This window comes from Limosilactobacillus vaginalis DSM 5837 = ATCC 49540 (genome assembly GCF_000159435.1).
Taxonomy (GTDB): domain Bacteria; phylum Bacillota; class Bacilli; order Lactobacillales; family Lactobacillaceae; genus Limosilactobacillus; species Limosilactobacillus vaginalis.
Genome location: NZ_GG693415.1, coordinates 206752 through 230953, shown reverse-complemented (window position 1 = coordinate 230953; position 24202 = coordinate 206752). Strand labels below are relative to the sequence as shown.

The following is a 24202-nucleotide window of genomic DNA, read 5'->3' as shown; positions in this document are numbered from 1 at the left end:
AAAGGCCTCCCTCCGAAAAGAAATAAACGTGAAACCGTTACCGTGTTTCATTCACCTTTAATCATAATACTGTTGATAAATAATTACAATTTTTATTCCAAATTATTTCAATCTTTTTTCAAATCTAATCGCTTGACTTAGCTGTCTTTTTCATCTTATCAAATGATATGTAATTCATAAAAATAAAGAATTAAAAATTTTAATTTGAACTAAGTTACTGGCTTACTCGCCTGCATCCATAGGAGTGACTTGATTACTCAATTGCTAATTTAGGTATAGTAAAACCCCATAGTTAGATTTTTTCGTCCAACTATGGGGGGGGTATTACGTCATAAATAATGATTAGGCATCCTGAAGTGAAGCTAAACGATCCTTAGCAGCATCAAGTTTTTGTTGCCACTCTTTGCCCTTAGTTCGTTCTTCTTCAACAACCTTTTCTGGTGCATTCTTAACAAAGTTTTCGTTGCCTAACTTCTTTGCTGAACGCTGAACTTCTTTTTCTAGGTTAGCAATCTCTTTCTTCATCCGTGCCCGTTCTTCATCTAAGTCAACTAATTCCGCCATCGGAATGTCAACTTCTGCTCCGGTCAAGATCCCGGATAGGGCAAGCTTAGGTGTCTCAACATCGGTCCCAATAATTAATTTTTCTGGGTGACAGAAGCGGTCAATGTAATCCTTATTGGCTTTAAACGTCTCAGCAAGGTGATCATTTTCAACCTTAATGATTAAATCAACCGGCTTAGACATTGGCGCATTTGCCTGGTTCCGAATATTCCGAACGGCAGTAATTAATTCAATTAAGTGACTCATTTGTTCAGTTGCGGCATCATCGTCAAATTCATCATGAGCAACTGGGTATTTAGCAACCATAATTGACTTGCCATCATGAGGCATTGATTGCCAAAGCTTTTCTGTAACAAATGGCATGATTGGGTGCATTAATTTCAGAATTTGGTCTAAAACATAGCCAAGAATATTCTTCGTGTTGGCCTGTTCTTCTGCGGTCCCATTATTAAGCTTTTCCTTGGTCATTTCAATGTACCAGTCACAGAAGTCATTCCAAATGAAATTGTAAAGTGCTCGACCCGCTTCACCAAACTCAAACTTTTCAAACTGAGCATTAACTTGCTTAACAGTAGCATTTAGTCGGCTTAAAATCCAGCGATCTGCGAGATCCCACTTACTCTTTTCTGGAAGAACTGGGGCTGGCATATCACCAAGGTTCATAATTACGTAACGACTAGCATTCCAAATCTTGTTAATGAAGTTCCAGGCAGCATCCATTTTAGTGTAGCTAAAGCGAATATCCTGTCCAGGAGTTGAACCGGTAATCAGGAACCACCGTAAGGCATCAACACCATATTTTTTGATTACGTCCATTGGATCAATTCCGTTACCAAGGGACTTACTCATCTTCCGGCCTTGCTCATCACGAATCAATCCGTGAAGAAGAACGTTTCTAAATGGTGCCTTGCCAGTAAATTCGAGTGACTGGAAGATCATCCGGGAAACCCAGAAGAAGATAATATCATAACCAGTTACCAAAGTATTGGTTGGGAAGTAACGCTTGAAGTCTGCAGAATCAGTATCTGGCCAACCCATTGTAGAGAATGGCCAAAGAGCACTTGAGAACCAGGTGTCAAGAACATCCTTATCTTGTTCCCAATTCTCAGCGTCTTTAGGTGCTTCCATCCCAACATAAACTTCACCGGTCTTCTTGTTATACCAAGCTGGAATCCGGTGTCCCCACCATAATTGACGGGAAATAACCCAGTCATGAATGTTTTCCATCCATTGTGTAAAGGTATGTTCGAAGCGCCCAGGAATAAAGTTAACGCGATCGTCAGTTTCCTGGTTCTTTAGGGCAGCTTCTGCTAATGGCTTCATCTTAACAAACCATTGAGTCGAAAGCCGTGCTTCAACTTGAACACCAGTCCGTTCTGAGTGACCAACTGAGTGAACAATTGGATCAATCTTAAGCATGTAGCCTTGGTCTTCCAGATCCTTAACCATTGCTTTTCGTGCTTCAAACCGGTCCATTCCTTCGTACTTTCCGGCATTCTCGTTCATTGAAGCATCTTCATTCATGGTATTTAGCTCAGGAAGATTGTGACGCTTACCAACCTTAAAGTCGTTTGGATCGTGAGCTGGGGTAATCTTTACCATCCCGGTACCAAAGTCAGGGGTTACATAGTCATCCGCAATAATTTCAATTTCCCGATCAACTAATGGAACGCGAACATGCTTACCAACTAAGTCCTTGTACCGTTCGTCATGCGGGTTAACGGCAACTGCTTCGTCACCAAACATTGTTTCTGGACGAGTAGTAGCAATTTCAATGTAATCTTTACCGTTAAACTTAGTTCCATCAGTAAATGGGTATTTAACGTGATAGAATGCCCCTTTATCGTCTTTGTGGATTACTTCAATATCTGACAATGCGGTCCGTGCTTGCGGATCCCAGTTAATAATGTAAGTTCCCCGGTAAATCAATCCCTTATTGTAAAGATCAACAAAGACCTTCCGAACAGCCTTGTTCAATCCCTTATCAAGGGTGAATCGTTCCCGATCATAATCAACGGAAATCCCCATTTTGGCCCATTGCTTATGAATAATGTCAGCATATTCATCTTTCCAGTCCCAAACTTGTTGAACAAATTTTTCTCGACCTAAATCGTAACGTGAAATTCCTTGTTTACGTAGCCGTGCTTCAACCTTTGCTTGGGTAGCAATCCCAGCATGATCCATTCCTGGAAGCCAAAGGACATCGTATCCCTGCATCCGCTTTTGACGAATAATCATATCCTGCAACGTTGTATCCCAGGCGTGACCTAAGTGAAGCTTCCCGGTAACGTTCGGTGGCGGAATAACAATTGAATATGGATGTGCTTTTTTATCTCCACTAGGCTTAAATAAACCTTGATCAATCCACCATTGATAACGACCAGCTTCAACAGCTGTTGGGTCGTACTTAGTGGACATTTCTTTCTCAGTACTCATTATGAGTCCTCCTCTAAGTAGTTAATTTGCAAGTATTTTACGCTGAAAATAAAAAACTCGCCCTAACATATAGGACGAGTTCCGCGGTACCACCTATTTTAGACTATCTAATTATAGTCTCACTCATTCATTTTATAACGGTAAAATGAACCGTTCCAACCTACTGTTACTTCAGTTAGAGTGCTACCAAACTACTTTCAATAACTACTTTCTAGGAATATTCCATTAATTATTCCCTTTCTGTGAAGAAAATAGTTACCTACTCTTTTGATCAACGCATTTACTATTTGCTTGTAATGATAGCCAATTTAAAAACCATCGTCAAGCAGAAGTTTAAAGAAGTTCTGCAAAAACGTCCTCATTCTGGTTTAAGAAATCTTCACCAGAATGAATCTCAGTAATTTCAATCCCGTCTAACGCCCGTTTGATTAAGCCGTCAATATCCAAACGTTCTTCGTATTTTCGTGTCTTTTCAAGATCAGGTTTAGTCTTTGGCGAAGGCGGTGTAAAGACAGTACAGCAATCTTCATATGGCAAAATCGAAAGATCATAAGTGTCAATCTTCTTCGCGACATCAATAATTTCGGTCTTATCATAAGAAAGAACCGGCCGCAATACCGGAAGACTAGTAACGTCATTAATTACCAGCATACTTTCCATCGTTTGCGATGCCACTTGTCCTAAAGATTCACCATTAAAGATTGCTAGGCCATGACGTTTCATCGTTAGTGCAGCAGCTAATCGTAACATCATCCGTCGCTGTACGGTCATTAAGTAGCCTTCAGGAACCTTCTCCTTGACGGTTTCTTGGATCTCAGCGAACGGCACCTGGATGAACTTAATACTCCCGCTATACCTAGCAAGTTTTTCCGTCAATTGCTTTGCCTTGGCAAGGGCTTGGGGACTGGTATATGGCGGACTGAAGAAGTGAACCATTTCCATGGAAACGCCTCGCTTCATTCCTAGATAGGCAGCAACTGGCGAGTCAATTCCACCCGAAAGCATCATCATTCCTTTACCAGCGGTTCCAACGGGAAGACCACCAGCACCCTTAATAGTTTCACTTGAAAGGAAGATCCCGTTCAAGCGAATTTCCACCCGGAGCGTTAAGTCAGGATGGTGAACGTCAACCTTCAAAAGATCTGGAAACTTCTTCAAGAGGTAGCCACCCAGCTGATCATTCATTTCAAACGTATCAATTGGAAATTTATGATCAGAACGGCGGGTATTAATCTTAAATGTAATTGGGGACTTAACCTGCTCACGGATCATCTGTTCAGCAGCCTTGGCAGTTGCCTCAAAGCTCTTCTCAACCCTGATCGATGGTGAAAAATTTTGAATTCCGAAGACGTCCTGCAACCGTTCCATGACCTGGTTGTAATTTGCCCCGTTTAATTCAACGTGAAGGCGATCACGCTGGGTATGAACCTTAACCTGTTCAAAGCGATGAAGCGCCTTCCGGACATTAGTACCAAGGCGGTCAATGAAGTTTTTCTTGTTATGGCCCTTGGTTGATAATTCACCATACCGAACCATAATCTCAGTATAATCCACTAGTATCGCTCCCTCCTATTCAATAATTTTCTTAAATCCTGCATAGAGCTTATCAAAGGTCTTATTAAACTGATCTGCTTCTTCCAGCGTATTCTGATCGCCTAAACTAATCCGGACTGCACTCGTTGCTTCGTTTTCTGGAACTTTCATTGCGGCCAAGGTTCCTGCTTCAGCATGCTTCTTTGATGAACAAGCACTAGTCGTAGAGATGTAAATTCCTTGATCTTCAAACGCATGAACGATTGTTTCACCACGAACACCAACAATTGCAAAGCAAAGGATGTGTGGAGCAAATCCCTGATCACGTCCAGAAAAGATCTTAACGTGGTCAAACTGCTTAATGTGATCATAAATTCGTTCCTTAATGGCTTGTTCACGCTTGACAGCATCAGCCTCGCCCTCTTTAACTAACCGAATTGCCCGGGCCATTGCAACGTCACCAGGAGTATTCTCAGTACCACTCCGCAATCCACGTTCCTGACCACCACCAGCTACTAGCGGTGCTAACTTTCGGCCAGCCTTAACATAAACAAAGCCGGTTCCCCGAGGAGCATGGAACTTGTGCCCAGAGAACGTAGCGAAGTCAACCCGATCACTAAAAACAGCATCATCAATCCCCTTGCCAATTGCTTGAACAGCATCAACATGGAAATGAATATTCGGATAATCCTTTAATATTTCACCAACTTCTTTAATTGGTTGGATTGTTCCAATCTCGTTGTTCACTGCCATAATTGAAACCAAGATCGTGTCTGGACGAATAGCTGCTTTTAAATCTGCTGGATTAATCCGCCCTTCCTTATCAACGGGAAGGTAAGTCACATCAAAGCCCAGTTCCTTTAACTGTTCAGTTGGGTTACGAACAGCGGCATGCTCAACTGAGGTCGTAATGATGTGCTTACCAAAGCGTTGTTTTGCCATCGCAGTTCCTTTAACTACCCAGTTGTCACCTTCAGAGCCGCCACTGGTAAAGATGATTTCGCCTGGATTAACGTGAAATAAGTTAGCAATTTGTTGTCGTGCTTGTTCCAGCAGGTTCCACGCTTCTTCACCAAAATTGTGAAGGCTGCTTGGGTTACCCCAAATTTTTTGACTAACCGTATTATAGGTCTGGAGAACTTCAGGTGCTACCTGAGTTGTCGCACTATTATCAAAATAGATCATGCTTATTTTCCTTTCATCAAACAAAGCTTGATTATAAATATTATTAATGCGCTAAAAATTGGATAGATGTTTTGGTTGCGACGCCAATAAACCAGTTTTTTATTATAGCAGATAATAATTAAGAGGGTGAGAAAAAACATCTGCTTTTTCTTACCCTCTTAATTTTTGCTACTTTTCATTATAGTAGCTATCTTCAATCCGCTTATAACTACCAGGTTCAGCCTCTTCCAGAGCCGTTGCGATTGTTTCTAAGCTTGTCGTGTAATTAAACTTATTAAACTCTTCTTGAGACTTTGCCGCTGCAGCAGCGACTTTTGATTCATCACTAAAGCGATTAGCATATTGCTGAAGCCGCTCAGTTAACTCAACGCTATCACGAATATCATTTGTCTTTTCGTCAAGAGTTTCTAAGTCTGATTCAACAATTATTAGCTGCTTAGTAACTTCATCCATATTAACCTTATATTTTTGTAGTTCATCGGCCAACCGCTTGATTTCATCGCTAACCCCAAAGAAGTAATCTAAATAATCCTTTGGTAATCCAGGCAAGTTTAGTTGCTCAACTTGCCGCCGTGTCGTCCTCAGCTTTGTTGAATACTTTTGCAGCATTTGTTCAGCCCGTTGCTGATCACCTTGTAGCTTGGCAACCTCATCGTTAATCTTTGCCTGTTGCTTTTCAATCTCCGTTAAGGAACGCTCATTCTTATTTTGCCGTGCAAGGACTTGACTATAAATAGCAGTATGGTCTTTGATTGCGGCCTGGTCGTCCTTATATTCCTTTTCAATGTTAATAATTTGTTCATTTAACGAACGAGCGGTTTCAATTTCGTGGTTATTCAATGTGTAATTAATGCTTAGCCGCTCAAGTTCATTACTTAACTCATTATTTTGAGTTGAAGCATGGTTAATAAACTTTCCTAAAACTCCCATCAGATGTTCAACTTGTGGACGAGCATCAATCTCACTTTGCATTGTTGCATACAAATCATCAATCTGATCAGCAATGTCCTTAATTGAATCCTCAACCCCATCAAGCTGAAGGGTATTAATCTGCTTGAGATCCTCTTGGCATAACTGCCGAAGCTGATTAACTTTTTCAGGAATGTTATCCGTTGTAAAGCGATAATTTTGCTTAGTGAGCTGCTCATAGCCACTTGCTAATTCATTTAACTGGGTAGGAAATTCAGCAATCAATGGTTTATAAAGCTTAGGGACTTGCTCAATCAAGTCTGCCAATTTTTTATTATTCTGCTTTAAATCAGTCAATATCTGTTGGGCAGCATCAAAATCTCCCGTCTGACTCAACTGGGAAAACTTATCGTATTCATGTTCAAGATCTTCAAGTTGATCATTAAGCAGTTTGATACTATCACCATATTCAAAGCTCTTTTCATCAAGAACGTGATGGAAATGACGATAACGTTGCTTAATTTGATCGATTGCCCGCTTATGAGCTTGGTGCAGCTCTTTTATATGATGAAGTGAAGATTTTATCTGCAAGCACTGGTCATTCACCTGGTGAACCGCTAATTCTAAATCACTTAACCGTTTAGCAAGAGAGAAAACTTTGCTTGTGTGGATTAGTGACTTAATTGTCTCTAACTCGCCCGCTAGCTTCTTTTCTTGAGAAACGACCTCGTCTTGATAGTTCTTTTCAAGTTTCTCTAATTGTTCCTGGGAATCGCCAGTTACCTTCAATTGCTCAACTTTTTCAAAATGTTGTTCAATTTTCATTTCCTGTAACTGCTTAACTTGTGCATCAATTTGCTCATACTGACGGATTAGCCGCTTTTGGTAGTAATATAATGCCGCCAAGATAATTGCAAGAACAATTAAAATCCCAATTATTATTTGAAAAACCAATTTATCCACCTACATCTTTAAGCCATCATTGACAAATTATATCCATCGGCTCTAAAATTCTATGAAAATTATACCATAATGGTCTGCTATTACTGGAACCAATTTAACATTAGAAGGAAGAAGGAACGATTATGACAGAATTATCCCTGTTAAATGAACAACTTTCCGCGTTATTAACCAACGAACATTCAGCAATCGCTAACTTAGCAAACGCAAGCGCATTAATTAATGAAAGTATAGATAACCTAAATTGGGCTGGCTTTTATCTTTATAACTCTAAAAATGACCAGCTTGATCTTGGACCATTTCAAGGTAAGGTTGCCTGCATGCACATTGAGCTCGGCAAGGGAGTATGCGGGGTTGCCGCCTCAACTAAAAAGACACAAATTGTAGACGATGTTTCTAAGTTTTCTTCATACATTGCCTGTGATAGTGCTGCCAAGTCAGAACTTGTTGTCCCAATGTTAAGACAGAACGGCTCACTTTATGGTGTCCTTGATTTGGACGCGCCAATCTTAAAGCGATTTAATCAATCATTTGCTAACGAAATGGAAGAATTTGCTAATCGGCTCATGGCAACTATTGACTAGTAAGGAATAATTGTTGTATATTATTCTTTGTGTAAAATAATGCAGCAGTGAGGGGCAAGCTCGTCAACAGACTGGTGCCGTAAGGTGTTTTTAGTAACCTAGCTGCAAGGGTGAACAATTCAGATCAGCCTGCACGAATGTCAATCTCACATCGGATTATTTTACTCCAACAAAAATATTGGAGGATTTTATTTATGTCACGTTATACAGGTCCTAGCTGGCGTCTTTCACGCCGCTTAGGTGTTTCACTTTCAGGTACTGGTAAGGAATTAGCTCGTCGGGCTTACGCTCCTGGTGATCATGGTCGTGATCGTCACGGTAAGCTTTCTGAATACGGTACTCAACTTCGGGAAAAGCAAAAGCTTCGTTTCATGTACGGAATGACTGAACGTCAATTCTCAAATCTTTTCGTACGTGCCGGTAAGATCAAGGAAGGTACTCACGGTGCTAACTTCATGGCCTTACTTGAACGTCGTCTTGACAACATGGTTTACCGTCTTGGTTTGGCTACTACTCGTCGTCAAGCTCGTCAATTGGTTAACCATGGCCACATTACCGTTGATGGTAAGCGCGTTGACATTCCTTCATACGAAGTTAGCGTTGGTCAAGTTATCGCTGTTCGTGATAAGTCAAAGAACCTTGATGTAATCAAGAACGCTGTTGACGCAGTTGTTTCTCGTCCATCATACGTTGACTTCGATGCTGACAAGCTTGAAGGTAAGTTAAACCGTATCCCTGCCCGTGAAGACATGGATGCTGATATCGACGAATCACTTATCGTTGAATTCTACAACAAGTAATCTTTAAGGTTGCTACGTTGTTAAAAGAGTCGGATTTTCCGGCTCTTTTTTCGTTTAAATTAAAAAGACCAGGAAAAATAAAATTTTCCTAGCCCTTATGTTTCTGAAGCTCAAAATAATACTTTTCCGTTGTAGAAAGGTCTGCTCGAAATTGATATCCACCAACGGAAAAGCCTTTTAAATCACTTGATTTGGCTGCGTTAATTTCTGTTAAAAAACGAACCATATTCCCCCGAGCCATTTTTGCTAGGGTCGCCTTTTGCTTAATCTTACCGTTAATTTCTTCGCCAAAGATACAAGTAATCATTCGATCCTGTGGCCGCAAGAATGGTTTAATTGCCTTTGAATATTCATTTGAAGCGAGATTAATCACTAATTGATTATCCCGAAACAGCTCCTGATACAAGCGGTCACCCCAAAACTCATATAAATTTTTAGTATGATTAACCGTTGCTCGATCACCCATCCCCAAGCGATATTGAGAGATCCCATCAAATGGTTTAAGGATTCCGTAAAGCCCTGATAAAATTCGCAAATGTTCCTGAAGATACCTTAATTGATGCTCAGTCATTACCCCAGCGCCAATGTACTGATACTGAAGTCCTTGGAAGGCCAAGACTGCTGGCGTGAGATTATCAGTAAGGTTCATTCCTTTAACGCGTCTATAGTTAGTCTGCGCAAGTCGCTCACTACAATTCCACCATAGCTGGTGCAATTGTTTAAATGTTAATGTGTTTAACCACTTCAGTATTTCTTGGCTCTGCTCCAAATATTGAGGGAGAGCATCATACGGTAAAGAATCGGGATCGCTCTTCATTTTTCGTGCTGGTGAAATAATAATTTTCATTGTCTACCTCCTCCTAATCAAAATAACCGAAAAATTTTTTATTTGCAATTTTTTGTTTTTAAAATCACTTATATGTTAACCGGTTAACATATAATTTAATAAATTTATTTATAACGGATTAATATGTCACAATTGCGCTATTGACAACCCTTTCAGAAGGTTGTAAATTTATTTTCCGTAATAAGCGTGAATGTTTTCACGATTGCAAGTTCACAGATCAAAGGAGCATAATTATGAACGATGATATTCCAACACAAGGACAAGTACAGCAACGGACAATTTCTTTGGCCGCTAGCTGGGCTTTCTTTGCTTTCTCAATTGTAATCAATTCAATGGGGAACGTTCTGACACTAGTAACTAGTTCACATATTCATCCCCAATTTCTTGGTTCAGCATATTGGACAGCTGCCGAAAACAACCTTGGGATTGCTGTTCTCGGAAACAAGCCGACTACCCTTTTCTGGGCATTCATGGTACTAGGAATGTTAACCTCCGTCCTTAATGCTATTTTGATGCACAAATGGGATTGGTGGCGGATTGGCGGTAACTTTATCTTTATGTTGCCATTCTCACTGTTTATCCAATGGTTCTCAAACATTTTCAACCGAATTATGCCTGATGCAACCACCCTGCCAATGATTATTCTTTACGTATTCATTAACTTCTTGGGAGTTGCCTTTATTGGGACAGCTATTTCAATTTATCAACGGGCTAACTTAGTTCTGCACCCGGCTGATGACCTCTTCCAAATCATCCGTTTCCGTTACTGCAAGGGAAACGCTACAATTGCGATGTGGTTATCATACATTCCACCGACAATCATGGCAATCATTGCTGCCGTTATGCAAGGCGGGATTTACAACTTCGGTCTTGGAACCTTATTTGCCCTTGCTTTCCAGGGAGCAATTACTGGTTGGGCCGATAAGAAGATTTTCCCTAAACTAAAGCACCAAGCTCTTGATATTGGTAATTAATTTCCGCGATTAGAGAGGCTGAGAAAAAAATGTTTTTTCTCAGCCTCTAACTATTACTAGTAATTTCTGAAAATACAAAGTCTAATCGCGGGAATCAAGCTTCGCATCTTTTACCAAATGCTCTTTTCTACCACCGACTAATCATTATTGGTATAATAATTAAATATATTATCAACGGGAGGTTAAGCCATGGCAGAAGATAAGTCAGCAATGGAACAACGGATTGATAACGCAATATATGGTCCGCCGAAGATCAAACCAGACGAACAACGAAAATATCTTGGCACTTTTCGTGAACGTGTCTGCCTCACAATTAGCGTTGCTGAGCTTCAAGAACGAAACTGGTCATTTGCTATCTCTAAAGAATTACAGCGCGGGATTGGTAACCAAGTTTTTCTTAACGGTAACCTTCCTCATGCTGAATTACGCGATTACATTAAAAGCGCCACTGCAGCTAATGCTAACTTTACATTAAAAACCGATCCAGAATTTCGAACTGATCCAGAATCGTTAGCCGTTGTTGTGGCTGCAAAAACGGCTGTTTATCAATCACCAGTTGATGTCAAGAAAAGATATCCTAGTGTCGAATCTCAGCCGTCAGCAAAACAGGAGACTCCAAAGAAACATTTCTGGCAAAAGTTATTTAAAAGGGAGGACGAATAGTCTTGCAACCATTGGCATATCGAATGCGACCACGGAACCTTAGTGAAGTCGTTGGTCAGCAACACCTCGTCGGTCCCAATAAAATTATTTCCCGAATGGTCAAAGCAAGGATGTTGTCATCACTAATTCTTTATGGACCGCCTGGTACTGGAAAGACAAGTATCGCTAGTGCCATTGCTGGTTCAACCAAGTATGCTTTTCGTAAATTAAACGCTGCAACGGATACAAAAAAGGATCTTCAAGTGGTTGCTGAAGAAGCAAAAATGAGCGGAACAGTAATTCTCTTGCTTGATGAAATTCATCGTTTAGATAAAAGCAAACAGGACTTTTTGCTTCCCCACTTAGAGAATGGTCGAATCATCCTTATTGGTGCCACAACCGAAAATCCTTATATTAGTATTAACCCAGCAATTCGAAGCCGAACCCAAATTTTCCCGGTACATCCTTTAAGTATTGAAGATATGAAAGTCGCAGTTAACCGCGCCCTAACCGATTCGGAACGCGGCTTGGGTAAGATGCCAATCAAACTAGATCAGGATGCCGAAGAACAATTATTAACGGCAACTAATGGCGATCTTCGGAGTGCATTGAATGGCCTTGAATTAGCAGCCAAATCAACTGATCCAGATAAAGATGGTATAATCCACCTCACTCTCCCCGTAATTGAAGAAAGCGTTCAAAAGAAAGCAATTGCTAGTGATCGGGATGGAGATGCCCATTATGATGTGATCTCCGCATTTCAAAAATCGATCCGGGGTTCTGATACCGATGCCGCTCTCCATTACCTTGCTAGGCTAATTGAAGCCGGCGACCTCATCAGCATTTGTCGGCGATTGATTATCATTGCTTACGAAGATATTGGCCTTGCTAACATGCCTGCAGTCCAACGGGCCGTAACCGCAGTTCAAGCTGCCCAGCAAATCGGTTTCCCTGAAGCACGGATTCCATTAGCTGATGTCGTCATTGAACTTTGTCTTTCGCCAAAATCCAATTCGGGAATTAGTGCCGTTGACAGTGCACTAGAACAAGTCCGAGCCGGTGGAACAGGCGAAGTTCCTGACCACCTGAAAGATGCCCACTATAAGGGTGCTAGTAAGTTAGGCCATGGTACTAATTACTTATTTCCTCATGATTACCCTCAAGATTGGGTTGCCCAACAATACCTTCCAGAAAGGATCAAGAATGCTCAGTACTTCCACCCAAAGAAGAACGGCCGCTTCGAACAAGCGCTTGGAAACCAGTATTGGCAACTTAAAAATGCCCAAAGGAACGGTCTTCGTCACCATCCACAACACCCTTAACCAATTGCTAATTTAGTCAGATCATGCTAATATATATGTTGAAAATTCTGTGGTGTACGCGTTGTCTAAACGCAGGTTTGCCTTACAGTCTTATAAAATTGGGACTAATGCTTCGTTAGTTGGCCAGTATGCCTTTTCACTTGGTAACTGAATAGCTAACAGCCATGTCCCACCTGTCTTAAACACAGGTCAACACTGAATGACAATTAACGGCACTAACGGAGTTTTCGTACATAACCAATTAAGGAGGCTGGAAAGCAACATCATTTTCCAGCCTCCTTAATTTATCTTTCAAATAATAATGTGAGGTTTATCTATGCTATTATCAATCTTAATGACCCTCTTCGGTTTAATTGCAGCGTTTGAAGGTTGCTTTTTCTTAACCCACCTTCATAAGTCATTTCTAATCTTTCATCCTGAACGTCAGGCTCCCCTTTCCAAAGCATTGATTATCTGGGGAATCCTGCTATTAATCATCGGTGTCTTAGCAATAATATCAGCCTGGACTAACTCAATTTTGTTTATCGTTACAATGGTCGTTATCGGTTGTGTTTGTGAAACTTTAATGGCTTATTCATTAATGGGATATTTTCAGGCAGAACAACGAAAAAACTAGACGCTTGAGTCTTTACTGTCATTTTTGTTTCAGTGTATAATAGAAGTAAATAATTAAGGAGGCACCACAATATGGCTCAACAATACAAACATATTTTGGTTCCAGTTGACGGTTCTGAAGAAGCTGAATTAGCTTTCAAGAAGGCTGTCGCTGTTGCTAAGCGGAATGGTGAAGAAACAGAATTACGGTTATTACACGTTGTTGATACCCGGGCATTCCAAAACATTTCCAGTTTCGATAGTTCAATGGTTGAACAAGTTACCGAAACCGCAAAGAAGACTCTTGATAAGTATATTGATTATGCTAAAGACAAGGGTGTTAAGAATGTCAACTACTCAATTGAATATGGTGCACCTAAGACAATTATTGCCCGGGATGTGCCAAAGGAAATGAACGCTAACCTAATTATGATCGGTGCTACAGGGTTAAATGCTGTTGAACGGATCTTAATTGGTTCTGTTACCGAATATGTTACTCGGATGGCAATCTGTGATGTATTAGTTGTTCGGACTGACTTAGATAACAAGCCAATTGAAGTTGACAAGAAGAAAAAGAAGTAACCCTAACTAAATCTAACAAGAACTCCATAATTATTAATACTAGTTATGGAGTTTTTTTAATTATTCCTTATAAGAACAGGAGTTCTCATTTTGAAAGTGAAATACGAAACCGTTAAGCAGACCCTACGGAATGAGATTATTGATGGTAAATACAAAATTAATGAGAAGCTACCAACCGGATGAAGCGATTTGATGTTTCGCGCTATACGATTCGTCGTGCCGTTGGTGACCTAGAAAACGAACACTACATCTACCGCATTCAGGGTGGGGGGGGGATGTTTGTGCAAGATTGGCAACGTGATTGGTCGACTCCCGAAAAAATAAGATCATTGGAGTCATTAGTACCCATATGGCAGACTACATTTTTCCATCAATTATTTCGGGAATCGATAGTGTTGTCACTGATCAGGGTTACTCATTAATTGTCGGAAACACATTAAATAACCATGATCGTGAACGACAGACACTTTTAAACATGCTTGACTTAAAGATCGCTGGCTTGATTATCGAGCCAACCCAAAGTGCTCTTCCTAACTCAAACCTCGATCTTTATCGTCAGCTACAAAATTACCACATTCCAACTATCCTCTTTCACTCTACTTACCCTGGTTTCTCTTTCCCCACCCTGCTTACTAAAGACCTTGAAGCCGAAAAAGAACTAACTAAATATTTATTCAAATTAGGACATTCTAACATTCTAGGAATCTTTCAAATTAATGATCAACAGGGTGTTAACCGGATGAGTGGAATGGTCCAAGCATATCAGGAAGAAAACATTCCAATTACTAAATCAAATATTGTAATGTACCAATCAAACGATGCCTTTACGGATATCGTGAATAAAGCTGATACGATCCTTAAAGCCAACCCGCACATCACCGCAATTGCCTGTTATAACGATGAGCTGGCTACCCGGATCATCAGTCACCTTCAATCTCAAGGACTTCAAGTTCCTCACGATATTTCTGTTGTTGGTTTTGATAACTATGAAATGGCCCAACTGATTACCCCGAAACTAACAACAGTCAACCACCCTAAACGGCAGCTAGGCGAAGATGCCGGAGAAATGATCATCGACATGATTAATGATAAATCAGTCACATCGAAGTTCTATACTCCACAAATTATTAAACGTGATTCAGCAATTCTTGTAAGATCAAAGGAGAATTAATATGGAGAACGTTAACCTATTAAAATTAGCAGATGGTCAATTAATGCCACAAGAAGGATTCGGTCTCTACAAGATTACTGATCAGAGTACAATTACATCTTCAATCCGAAATGCATATAATGCTGGTTACCGGCTTTTTGATACCGCCCAGCTATACAAAAACGAGGCTGAAGTTGGTGCTGCCCTCCAAGAGCTATCTCTGCCACGAAAAAAGCTCTTCATTACCACTAAAGTTGCTGAGCCAAATCAGGGTTTTAAAAGAACCATCCTCTCAGTTAAGGATTCTCTTCATAAATTGAAGCTGGATTATGTAAACCTTCTCTTGATCCATTGGCCAATTGAACGAGCATTTTTCGATACTTGGGCTGCCCTTGAAGAATTAAAGAAGCAGGGACTTACTCGTTCAATCGGTGTCAGTAACTACCAAATAATTCATTTACAATATCTTGCTACTCAAGCCCACGAGATGCCAGTTATGAACCAAGTTGAACGTCATCCACGATTAAATCAAAAGCCACTAATTGAATACGATCATCAACATGGCATTGTTACTCAAGCGTGGAGTCCGCTTGGCCGCGGGACAATTCTTACTAACCCCATCTTGGAAAAAATTGCAAAAAAGCACGGCAAATCACCCGCCCAAATCGTCCTTCGTTGGCACCTGCAAAGCGGAGTAGCTTTCATCCCTAAGTCAGTTCACGAAGCACGGATAAAGCAGAATATTGACATTTATAATTTCTCTCTTACTGCTGAGGAAATGGCCGCAATTGACGGTTTAAACGACTTTACCCGTGTCGGTAAGGAGCCAGCACTAGTATATGAATATAACCAAAAATGGTAAATCGAGTAGGAGATAATTGATTAGTTCAATTATCGACCTCTCACACCACCGTACGTACGGTTCCGTATACGGCGGTTCGACAACTTAATCACTTTGAATTGACTGGAGCGTCTTGGACAGGTTTATTAGTCCAAGGTGCTCCAGTTTTCTGTTAGTTAGAGAATAATTCAGCGTCTTACTGTGAGCAGTCCGCCAGTAACCCTTACGGGTACTAGCGAAGACGTACGCATCACGGTAAGACAGACCTAACTTCTGTAAGTTAGTAACCTTAGTTTTAAACTTCTTCCATTGCTTCCAGATATATTGCCTTATTCGCGCCCTTAACCATTGGTCAAGGCGATGAATAAAATTGGCTAATTTCCCAATTGAGTAATACTGAAGCCAGCCGCGCATCTTTTGATGGATTTCCTCAAACATTTTAATCAGGGAAACTCCTCGATTGCGTTTGGTTAACAACTTCAATGCTTGTTTTACTCGTTGTTGCGATTGATTGGCCGGCCGGGTATAGGCACCGTTCCGGTCTACACCTAGTGAAAATCCAAGAAACTTCAATCTTAAGGGACTACCAACTTTAGTTTTATCTGGGTTAACTTTAACCTTCAACTTTTTCTCAAGGAAGTGGGTAATACTGCGCATTACTCGTTCTCCGGCCCGTTGACTTTTAACATAGATGTTACAATCGTCCGCATAGCGTACAAAGTGATGGCCACGTCTGGTCAACTCCTTGTCCAGCTCATTTAAATAGATATTTGCCAGTAATGGTGACAGTGGTCCTCCTTGCGGAGTTCCTTTATCACTCCTAGCGAAAAGCGAAAAGCCCATGGTCTAAGACCCCGCTCGTTAGAAATTTACGAATAAGTCTTAATGTCCATGGGTCATCAATATACTGTTGGAGGTATTTAATCATTAAATCATGGTTGACGTTGTCAAAATAGGCCTTAAGGTCTAAATCGACTACTCGTCGATAACCATGATTATATAGTTTAACTACCTTGGCGATTGCGTCTTGGGCACCACGATGAGGGCGAAAGTCAAAACTATTGTCAGAGAAAATGCGCTCAAAAATTGGCGTAAGCACCTGAACAACTGCCTGCTGGACCATGCGGTCCACCACTATTGGTATTCCAAGTTTTCTTACTCCACCATTGGGCTTCGGAATTTCCACCCGTTTAACTGGTGCTGGCTTATAATTGCCCTCACGTAAACTGGTAATTAACTCCGTTTTATTTTCCCTGAGGTACGACAGTAAGTCATCGACAGTCATATCGTCAATGCCCGCTGCTCCTTTATTTCTCTTAACTCGCAAATAAGCCTGATTAAGGTTATTGCGGTCCAAGACTAAATCTTGGATAGTGACACTCATACCTTTACCTTCACCATAATCGGTACTACGCGCCCTTGTGTACTTTCGGTTTTTCAAACCTATCCTCGACAAGCGGTCAGCTTGTGGTTCTGTTTTCTGCGATTGTCGCACCTGATTACACCTCCGATATAAGTTACAAGTTATTGTCGTTCGGTCCTTCGTCCAGATAGCCAGACTACTATGACCTCAGCTGACTTCTGACTTACTCAACGCTACATCACTGCACCGCTTGTTTCTGTGGAATTTCGCTCATTCCTCTTGTCGGAAACGTGTAGGCCAGACCTCCCCGGGTAAGAATATTAACTTTCGTACCATGTCACCGTCAGCTTTACTGAGAGTAACTTCGAGTAGTATTGGACTTCAGTTTGTTAAGCAACCTTATCCAGTTACCCTCAGCCTTATAGCTACTTCTTGTTCATCGGTGCAGTACTTTGCCTTAGACTTCCTTCAGATTCCACCTCACAGTGGACACCCTTGTCCTCAGCTCATGGTTCCGACTACTACGGCCCATAGTAGACTTTCACCGCCTAGCTAATACCCATCCGGGCGCACTTAAAAAAATCGCTAGCTACGATAATTACCGTAACTAGCGATTCCTTTTTACTTTAATTTCTTTAATTCAGCAGCAATTTCATCCTTAACGAAGGATTCACGACGCGCTATGCTAATACTTCGGGCAATTTCCAAGGTTTCTTTTGCTTGCTTATCCTCACCCAATGCTAGTTCGTCTTTCCCCCGAATAAGGTATAGTTCATCTAAAATGAACAACGAATCATGCTCACGACAAAGTTCGATTCCACGTTCAACAATGTCTTTTGAGTCCTTATAACTGCCCAAGTTGCTGTAAAGCTCACCAAGTTGGCAATAAATTAATGCCCACTGGTGTAGGCTTCCGATTAACTTTTTATTGTCAATCAAGCGAACTGCTCGATCAGTTAACCTTGCTGCCCGCTCTGGATCATCACGTTTATAATATGCTAACGCCATCCCCGCAGTAGTCATTGCAAGGTAAATATTAGCGCTTGTTGTCGCAAACTGGGTTAATACCAATTCAAAGTTAAAGATTGCTTCATCAATCTTATTAGATTTGACTTGAACCATTCCTAATAGGTAATAATACCGTTGCTTATCAAAATCACTCTCCAGCTTCTTTACTGGAATCTTGTTTAATGTCTCCGCAGCGGTCTCATACTTACCAGCAATCAGCTCGTTTACAATTGCGTTGAATTGGTCATTAATACCACTTCCGCTATTCTCCACAATTCGTTCTGTGGGAATATTTAGCCGCTCACAAATTGCAGTCAGAATATTCATTTTAGGCAACCGGTTCTGCTTTTCCATTAAACTAATCGTTGCCTGGGTACAGATACCTTCTGCCAATGCTGTCTGTGATAAACCTCTTTTGCGGCGAATTTTCTTTAAGACGTCTCCTCGGAGTTTCATTTTCTTCCCTTCCTCAACTTATTAATAATATGACTAAAATTATTGGAAAGATCAAATGATCTACAAACCATAGTTGAAAATATCCTTATGCATTATAGCACTAATCATGATGTTATGCGAAGAAATCCGGAGCAAAAAGGAACCGGCAACCTATATTTTTTGCCAGTTCCCTCATTTTTCATGATCCTTATTTATCTTAATAGACAATTTTTGTGAATATGGATATAAATAAAAACGTTATAATTTACCCCATATTTGCTTAATCTTCATTGTATTTTTTAGTGCCGACTTTTTCTTCACCAAGTTTACGGAAGTCATATTTAATCTTACTATTCCGATCAAATTCTTCTAAGCCGAGCTGAATTAATCGATCAATCAAATCGGAATAACCAATTCCTGAAACTTCCCACATTTGTGGATACAAACTAATATTAGTGAATCCTGGTAAGGTATTTGGTTCACCAAGGTATGGCACATTATTCGAATCAACCAAGAAATCAATCCGTGCCATCCCCTTCATACCGAGAACCTTGTACGCTTTCAAAGCCATTGAAGTAATTTCTTCAGTTAAGTATTCTGGCAACTTTACTGGTAATTCAAAAACAACCCCACTGGCATCCACAAATTTATTTTCATAGTTATAGAATGAATCACCTTCAGGGACACGAACAGCCCCAAGCTTAGAAGCTACCGGATGCTCATTTCCAAGAATTGAGATTTCAACTTCTTGCGGGTGATCAATTCCTTGTTCTACAAGAATCTTGTAGTCATATTTAAAGGCATCATCCAACGCCTTTTCGTATTCTTCGGCATTCGTTACCTTATGGATCCCAACAGAGGAACCTTGCTTAGCCGGCTTTACGAATGCCAAGTCACCAATTTTTTCTTCAACCTTAGCCCATGGATAATCTGCCCGGTTTTCTGGTGTAACCACTACGTAAGGAGTATTCCGAATTCCGGCTTCTGTGAGGATCTTCTTGGTTAAGTCCTTATCAAAGGCCATCGCACTGGCCGCAATATTAGAACCAACATACGGCTTCTTCAAGAGCTTAAAAAGCCCCTGAACAGTTCCATCTTCTCCAAGGTTACCATGAATTACCGGGAAGAAGAGATCAACAGCCTTCATCTCGTTTAATGCCATAATTGGTGCTAGTGGTTGGTTCAGGTTCATTTTTTGGTATTCTTCTTGAACAACCTGATCTTCATCGTCACCATTAAAGATTCGCTGTGATGCGCTATTGCCAAGAAGGATTCCGTCTTTGGTGAACATAAATAAGCTAACGTTATACTTATCTTTATCAAGGGCATCATAAATATTATGTGCCGAACGTTTTGAAACATCATGCTCAGATGAGTTGCCACCAAATAGCAATGCGATGTTTAACTTTTTAGTCATTGCGTGTACCACCTTATTTAGTTTATTTTTATTTATTACCGTTTTCCTAGAATCTTTAGTATACCATGAATTAGTTTTTCTTACTAGATTTGAATAGGAAAGCCTTAAATTAACATCCCCGATACTTTGCGTTATAATAAACATCACTTTTTCGCAAATTCAGATTAAAGGAGTTATCGTATGGTAGAAAAGAGGCTTCCAATTTGGCAACGAAATTTACGTGTTCTCGCGATTGCCGTCTTTATTGCCGGAATTGCTTTTTCAGAAGTAATGCCATTCTTGCCACTCTATATTAACACGCTGGGCCATTTTTCCCATCAACAATTAAATATGTGGGCCGGATTAGTCTTTTCAGGAATTTATTTTGTCTCTGCTTTTGTCTCTCCTTGGTGGGGTAAATTGGCAGATCAAAAAGGACGAAAACTAATGATTCTTCGTGCATCCCTTGGCATGGCAATCGTCTTAGCAGCAATGGGACTTGTCACTAATGTTTGGCAACTATTTATTCTCCGGATGACTCAAGGTTTCTTTGCCGGCTTTGTTTCTAACTCCAACGCTCTAATTGCAACAGAAACACCAAAAGAGAAATCAGGTCAAGCGCTTGGAACCATGGCTTCCTCGTTTACAGCCGGAAATCTTCTCGGCCCCTTTATCGGCGGTGCCCTTGCTTCGTTATTTAGTTATCGGGTTACTTTCTTTATTACCGGTCTTTTGCTTTTGATCGCCTTCTTCTTAGCCCTCTTTTTTGTTCATGAAGATGATTTTGAACCAGTAACCAATAAGAAACTTGAAAGTTCACGTGGTGTGGTTGCTACACTCAAGAATCCACGATTGATCTTTGGTCTTCTCCTAACTACCCTGATCATTCAAGCAGCCAATAATTCGATTAACCCGATCGTCTCCCTCTACGTTAGTCAATTAATGCACCACCAGGGAAACGTTGTCTTCGTTTCTGGAGTAATTGCAGCACTTCCTGGAATTGCCACTTTCCTTGCCGCTTCTCGGTTTGGTGCAATTGGTGACCGTATTGGTACCCAAAAAGTAATTATCGCCGGTTTTACTGGTGCAATTATTCTCTTCTTCTTGACCGCCTTTGTCCAAAACTCGTTTGAACTTGGTATCCTACGATTCCTGATTGGCTTTACGGATGCATGTCTTTTCCCACAAGTCCAAACCCTTCTTACCAAGAACACGCCTGCAATGATTACTGGACGTATTTTTTCTTGGAACCAAAGTGCAATGTACATTGGAAATATTTTTGGTCCATTACTTGGCTCCACTATCGCTGGGGTTTCAAGTTACAGCATGGTATTTATCATTACAGCCGGAATTGTTACCCTTAACCTTCTCCTCTTCAAACTCAATGTCGTTAATTCACTAGACTAAATTTAAAATACTAATAGCTCCAAGCTTTCGGTAAACCCGAATTCTTGGAGCTATTTATTTATATTGAAATGGTTATTCTTTTATTTACCATTAGGGTAAACTGCGACGACACCACCGTTGTAGTGCTTATTAATCCATTGTTGAGTTGACTTGGATTGAAGAGCCTTAACCAACTTCTTAATTGCTGGATTATTCTTGTTCTTCTTTTGAACTGCAATTAAGTTAGCGTAAGGTGAACTATTCTTTTCAAGGGCGATCGAATCCTTCTTTGGATTTAAGCCCGCTTGAACGGCATAGTTTGCGTTGATAACGACTGCATCACCTTCACCACGCTTGTAGAATTGGGTCATGAGCTTTGGTTCAAGGTCTGTCTTAAACTTCAGGTTCTTCTTGTTAGTTTGAATGTCATTAAAGTTAGCGGATTCAATCTTAGTTCCCGGCTTCAATGTAATTAAACCGGCATCCTTTAAGATTTGAAGAACCCGTCCATAGTCTGCAACGTTATTTGAAACTAGGATCGTTGCCCCATTAGGCAAATCAGATAACTTCTTGTACTTCTTGGAGTAGAAGCCGATTGGTTCCAAGTGCACATTTCCGGCACTAACTAGAGTTCCATGATTCTTCTTGTTCCAGTTATCCAAGAATGGCTTGTGTTGGAAATAGTTAGCATCCAAATCACCACTAGCTAATTCCTTGTTTGGCAATACATAATCTTGGAACGTCTTAATTTTAAGGTTAACCCCTTCCTTCTTTAATTGGGGTTGAACGTGCTTCAAAATCTCAGCATGAGGGGTTGAAGAAGCCCCAACAGTCAAAGTTGTTTCCTTTTGCTTTCCGCATCCAGTAAGGACTAGTGCCCCTAATGCTAATGTTGCAATTGCTGCTAACCATTTTTTCTTCATAAGTATTCCCTCCGTTTTCTAACTAACGCTTATCAATTTTCTTAACAACTGTGTCACCCAAGAACTGGAAGACAAAAACAATTATGACAATAATAATTGTGGCCATCATTGTAACGGCATTGTTACTTGCCTGGAAACCATCTAAGTAAGCAAGGTTCCCCAAACCACCAGCACCAATTGCCCCGGCCATGGCGGTGTAACCAATTAATGAAATGGTAGTAACCGTAATTCCTGAAACTAGGGCTGGTGAACTTTCCGGAATCAAAACCTTAGTAACAATTTGCCAGCGGGTTGCGCCCATTGACTTAGCTGCTTCAATTACCCCATGATCCAAATCATCAAAGGCGATTTGAACAAGTCGTGCATAAAAGGGAGCAGCTGAAATAATCAATGACGGTAGGGCCGCCCGTGGTCCCATAATCGTTCCAACCAGTGCTTGTGTTGCTGGTAGCAATAGAACGATTAAGATAATGAACGGGATTGACCGGAAGACATTTACCAACGCTGCAACTACCCAGTTAACAATCTTGGCACCAATTGAGTTACTGTTTTGAGTTTCAAACAAAATCAATCCAAGAATAATACCGAAAATTGCTACTGCAATCATTGAAACAACCGTCATCCAAACGGTCTCCCAGGTTGCTTGACCCATTTTTGTCCAATCAACATTATTAAATTCAAAGAATGAAGCAAATCCACTATTGTTCACGGTTAATCACCTCTGTTTCTACTCTCATTGTTTTCAGATAATCTAAGGCGCCCTTAATTTGATCTTGGCTGTCATTGTCGACGGTTAATTGAATATACAATGAACCAATTGAGCCTTCCTGTGTTTGGTGAATATTCCCTTCAATAATACTCATGTTTGTTTCAGGGAATTGGCGTAACATTTCAGAAACGATTGGCAACTTTGCCTGGTCACCATGGAACGTCAATTTAACGATTACCCCATCAGGATGGGATTCCAACAATTGTTTAACGACAACCTGGGTATCATCGGCAGAACCAGTAGATGTTTCTTGGTTAACAAAGCGTTTCGTAATTGCTTGTTGTGGGTGCTTAAAGACATCCAAAACCGGCCCTTCTTCAACAATTGTTCCAGCGTCCAGTACCGCAACGTGATCACAAATTTTACGAATGACATGCATTTCGTGAGTAATTACGACAATTGTTAATCCTAAACGGCGGTTAATATCAACAAGGAGATCCAAAACCTCATCCGTTGTCTTTGGATCCAACGCACTTGTCGCTTCATCAGACAACAAAATTTTAGGGTCGTTAGCAAGGGCCCGTGCGATCCCAACCCGTTGCTTTTGCCCTCCAGATAATTCTGAAGGATAGGCATTTTCTTTTCCTTGAAGACCAACCAGTTTAATCAGTTCTTCCGCCTTTTGCTGGCGTTCCGTCTTATTTCCCTTTTTAGAGATTTCTAACGGAAATTCAACATTTTCCCGAACGGTTCGTGACCATAACAAGTCGAAGTGTTGGAAAATCATCCCAATTTTTAATCTGGCTTCCCGGAGAGCTTCACCTTTTAGTTGACTAATTTCTTGGCCATTTACAGCCACAGAGCCGGTAGTTGGTGTCTCTAAGCCATTAATCATTCGGATTAGAGTACTTTTCCCAGCACCAGAATAACCAACAATACCATAAATCTTTCCATCAGGGATTGTCAGGTTGACGTCTTTAATTGCTTTTACCGGCCCTTCTTTGCCGTCATATGTTTTTGAGACATCCTTAAACCGAATCAATTACTCTTCCTCCTTTT

General features: G+C 40.7%; 19 protein-coding genes, 1 other RNA gene, 2 pseudogenes and 1 other annotated feature. Of the genes and pseudogenes, 11 read left to right on the top strand and 11 right to left on the bottom strand.

What is annotated here, in order from left to right:
* Positions 1-342: 342 nt before the first annotated feature.
* The 4 genes from HMPREF0549_RS07610 to ezrA form a co-directional block, all read right to left on the bottom strand.
* Positions 343-3000: a valine--tRNA ligase gene (locus HMPREF0549_RS07610; RefSeq protein ID WP_003717699.1), complete on the bottom strand. Its 2658-nt coding sequence runs from the start codon at positions 2998-3000 to the stop codon at positions 343-345.
* Between the two features lie 67 nt (positions 3001-3067).
* Positions 3068-3284, bottom strand: a binding site (T-box leader).
* A gap of 49 nt (positions 3285-3333) precedes the next feature.
* Positions 3334-4554: a tRNA uracil 4-sulfurtransferase ThiI gene (gene thiI, locus HMPREF0549_RS07605; RefSeq protein ID WP_040531647.1), complete on the bottom strand. Its 1221-nt coding sequence runs from the start codon at positions 4552-4554 to the stop codon at positions 3334-3336.
* Positions 4555-4569: 15 nt separating this feature from the next.
* Positions 4570-5718: a cysteine desulfurase family protein gene (locus HMPREF0549_RS07600; protein WP_003717697.1), complete on the bottom strand. Its 1149-nt coding sequence runs from the start codon at positions 5716-5718 to the stop codon at positions 4570-4572.
* A 168-nt stretch (positions 5719-5886) separates the two neighbouring features.
* Positions 5887-7581 carry a septation ring formation regulator EzrA gene (gene ezrA / locus HMPREF0549_RS07595; RefSeq protein WP_040531644.1) on the bottom strand — a complete coding sequence of 565 codons (1695 nt, stop codon included), beginning with the start codon at positions 7579-7581 and terminating at the stop codon, positions 5887-5889.
* 131 nt (positions 7582-7712) lie between these two features.
* Between ezrA and msrC the strand changes: the two genes are divergently transcribed.
* Positions 7713-8171 carry a free L-methionine (R)-S-oxide reductase MsrC gene (msrC, locus tag HMPREF0549_RS07590; RefSeq protein ID WP_003717694.1) on the top strand — a complete coding sequence of 153 codons (459 nt, stop codon included), beginning with the start codon at positions 7713-7715 and terminating at the stop codon, positions 8169-8171.
* 194 nt (positions 8172-8365) lie between these two features.
* Complete coding sequence (gene rpsD / locus HMPREF0549_RS07585; RefSeq protein ID WP_040531641.1) at positions 8366-8971, top strand: 30S ribosomal protein S4; 606 nt, start codon at positions 8366-8368, stop codon at positions 8969-8971.
* Positions 8972-9059: 88 nt separating this feature from the next.
* Here rpsD and yaaA read toward each other — a convergent pair whose 3' ends face one another.
* The gene (yaaA, locus tag HMPREF0549_RS07580; RefSeq protein ID WP_003717692.1) at positions 9060-9818 is read right to left on the bottom strand and encodes a peroxide stress protein YaaA; all 759 of its coding nucleotides are present in this window, start codon (positions 9816-9818) and stop codon (positions 9060-9062) included.
* A gap of 233 nt (positions 9819-10051) precedes the next feature.
* Here yaaA and HMPREF0549_RS07575 point away from each other — a divergent pair, with 233 nt between their 5' ends.
* The 8 genes and pseudogenes from HMPREF0549_RS07575 (at position 10052) to HMPREF0549_RS07545 (ending at position 15944) form a co-directional block, all read left to right on the top strand.
* Positions 10052-10792 (top strand): DUF6198 family protein, encoded by a 741-nt coding sequence (locus tag HMPREF0549_RS07575; protein ID WP_003717691.1) that lies wholly within the window; start codon positions 10052-10054, stop codon positions 10790-10792.
* Positions 10793-10981: 189 nt separating this feature from the next.
* A complete protein-coding gene (locus tag HMPREF0549_RS07570) occupies positions 10982-11455 on the top strand; it encodes a YueI family protein (RefSeq protein ID WP_003717690.1) in 474 nt (157 codons plus the stop codon).
* 23 nt (positions 11456-11478) lie between these two features.
* On the top strand, positions 11479-12756 hold the full coding sequence (locus HMPREF0549_RS07565) for a replication-associated recombination protein A (RefSeq protein ID WP_040531729.1): 1278 nt from the start codon (positions 11479-11481) through the stop codon (positions 12754-12756).
* A 41-nt stretch (positions 12757-12797) separates the two neighbouring features.
* Positions 12798-12985: non-coding RNA, 6S RNA (gene ssrS / locus HMPREF0549_RS09555), on the top strand.
* Positions 12986-13072: 87 nt separating this feature from the next.
* On the top strand, positions 13073-13372 hold the full coding sequence (locus HMPREF0549_RS07560; RefSeq protein WP_003717688.1) for a hypothetical protein: 300 nt from the start codon (positions 13073-13075) through the stop codon (positions 13370-13372).
* A 71-nt stretch (positions 13373-13443) separates the two neighbouring features.
* Positions 13444-13932, top strand: coding sequence for a universal stress protein (locus HMPREF0549_RS07555; protein WP_003717687.1), 489 nt, complete (start codon positions 13444-13446; stop codon positions 13930-13932).
* Between the two features lie 90 nt (positions 13933-14022).
* A pseudogene (locus tag HMPREF0549_RS07550) lies at positions 14023-15103 on the top strand (substrate-binding domain-containing protein).
* A 1-nt stretch (position 15104) separates the two neighbouring features.
* Complete coding sequence (locus HMPREF0549_RS07545) at positions 15105-15944, top strand: aldo/keto reductase (RefSeq protein ID WP_003717685.1); 840 nt, start codon at positions 15105-15107, stop codon at positions 15942-15944.
* An 84-nt stretch (positions 15945-16028) separates the two neighbouring features.
* Here the strand turns inward: HMPREF0549_RS07545 and ltrA are convergent.
* The 3 genes and pseudogenes from ltrA to HMPREF0549_RS07530 all read right to left on the bottom strand — a co-directional run bounded on the left by ltrA (position 16029) and on the right by HMPREF0549_RS07530 (position 20146).
* Positions 16029-17418 (bottom strand): annotated as a pseudogene (gene ltrA / locus HMPREF0549_RS07540) (group II intron reverse transcriptase/maturase).
* A 489-nt stretch (positions 17419-17907) separates the two neighbouring features.
* Positions 17908-18750, bottom strand: coding sequence for a helix-turn-helix domain-containing protein (locus HMPREF0549_RS07535; protein WP_003717682.1), 843 nt, complete (start codon positions 18748-18750; stop codon positions 17908-17910).
* A 259-nt stretch (positions 18751-19009) separates the two neighbouring features.
* Positions 19010-20146, bottom strand: coding sequence for a D-alanine--D-alanine ligase family protein (locus tag HMPREF0549_RS07530; protein WP_040531638.1), 1137 nt, complete (start codon positions 20144-20146; stop codon positions 19010-19012).
* Between the two features lie 180 nt (positions 20147-20326).
* Here HMPREF0549_RS07530 and HMPREF0549_RS07525 point away from each other — a divergent pair, with 180 nt between their 5' ends.
* Complete coding sequence (locus tag HMPREF0549_RS07525) at positions 20327-21532, top strand: MFS transporter (protein ID WP_003717680.1); 1206 nt, start codon at positions 20327-20329, stop codon at positions 21530-21532.
* 80 nt (positions 21533-21612) lie between these two features.
* Here HMPREF0549_RS07525 and HMPREF0549_RS07520 read toward each other — a convergent pair whose 3' ends face one another.
* Genes HMPREF0549_RS07520 through HMPREF0549_RS07510 form a run of 3 tightly spaced genes read right to left on the bottom strand, consistent with a single transcriptional unit; the run spans position 21613 to position 24185 of the window.
* The gene (locus HMPREF0549_RS07520) at positions 21613-22434 is read right to left on the bottom strand and encodes a MetQ/NlpA family ABC transporter substrate-binding protein (protein WP_003717679.1); all 822 of its coding nucleotides are present in this window, start codon (positions 22432-22434) and stop codon (positions 21613-21615) included.
* Between the two features lie 22 nt (positions 22435-22456).
* Complete coding sequence (locus tag HMPREF0549_RS07515; RefSeq protein WP_152378560.1) at positions 22457-23086, bottom strand: methionine ABC transporter permease; 630 nt, start codon at positions 23084-23086, stop codon at positions 22457-22459.
* A 46-nt stretch (positions 23087-23132) separates the two neighbouring features.
* Positions 23133-24185, bottom strand: coding sequence for a methionine ABC transporter ATP-binding protein (locus HMPREF0549_RS07510; RefSeq protein ID WP_003717677.1), 1053 nt, complete (start codon positions 24183-24185; stop codon positions 23133-23135).
* Positions 24186-24202: the final 17 nt, after the last annotated feature.

Coding starts and splice junctions, on each gene's coding strand:
- HMPREF0549_RS07610 (WP_003717699.1), bottom strand. CDS start 3,000: ATGAGTACTGAGAAAGAAATGTCCACTAAGTACGACCCAACAGCTGTT.
- HMPREF0549_RS07560 (WP_003717688.1), top strand. CDS start 13,073: ATGCTATTATCAATCTTAATGACCCTCTTCGGTTTAATTGCAGCGTTT.
- rpsD (WP_040531641.1), top strand. CDS start 8,366: ATGTCACGTTATACAGGTCCTAGCTGGCGTCTTTCACGCCGCTTAGGT.
- HMPREF0549_RS07570 (WP_003717690.1), top strand. CDS start 10,982: ATGGCAGAAGATAAGTCAGCAATGGAACAACGGATTGATAACGCAATA.
- HMPREF0549_RS07515 (WP_152378560.1), bottom strand. CDS start 23,086: ATGGGTCAAGCAACCTGGGAGACCGTTTGGATGACGGTTGTTTCAATG.
- HMPREF0549_RS07535 (WP_003717682.1), bottom strand. CDS start 18,750: ATGAAACTCCGAGGAGACGTCTTAAAGAAAATTCGCCGCAAAAGAGGT.
- HMPREF0549_RS07555 (WP_003717687.1), top strand. CDS start 13,444: ATGGCTCAACAATACAAACATATTTTGGTTCCAGTTGACGGTTCTGAA.
- HMPREF0549_RS07565 (WP_040531729.1), top strand. CDS start 11,479: ATGCGACCACGGAACCTTAGTGAAGTCGTTGGTCAGCAACACCTCGTC.
- HMPREF0549_RS07525 (WP_003717680.1), top strand. CDS start 20,327: ATGGTAGAAAAGAGGCTTCCAATTTGGCAACGAAATTTACGTGTTCTC.
- yaaA (WP_003717692.1), bottom strand. CDS start 9,818: ATGAAAATTATTATTTCACCAGCACGAAAAATGAAGAGCGATCCCGAT.
- HMPREF0549_RS07600 (WP_003717697.1), bottom strand. CDS start 5,718: ATGATCTATTTTGATAATAGTGCGACAACTCAGGTAGCACCTGAAGTT.
- msrC (WP_003717694.1), top strand. CDS start 7,713: ATGACAGAATTATCCCTGTTAAATGAACAACTTTCCGCGTTATTAACC.
- HMPREF0549_RS07545 (WP_003717685.1), top strand. CDS start 15,105: ATGGAGAACGTTAACCTATTAAAATTAGCAGATGGTCAATTAATGCCA.
- HMPREF0549_RS07520 (WP_003717679.1), bottom strand. CDS start 22,434: ATGAAGAAAAAATGGTTAGCAGCAATTGCAACATTAGCATTAGGGGCA.
- HMPREF0549_RS07530 (WP_040531638.1), bottom strand. CDS start 20,146: ATGACTAAAAAGTTAAACATCGCATTGCTATTTGGTGGCAACTCATCT.
- HMPREF0549_RS07575 (WP_003717691.1), top strand. CDS start 10,052: ATGAACGATGATATTCCAACACAAGGACAAGTACAGCAACGGACAATT.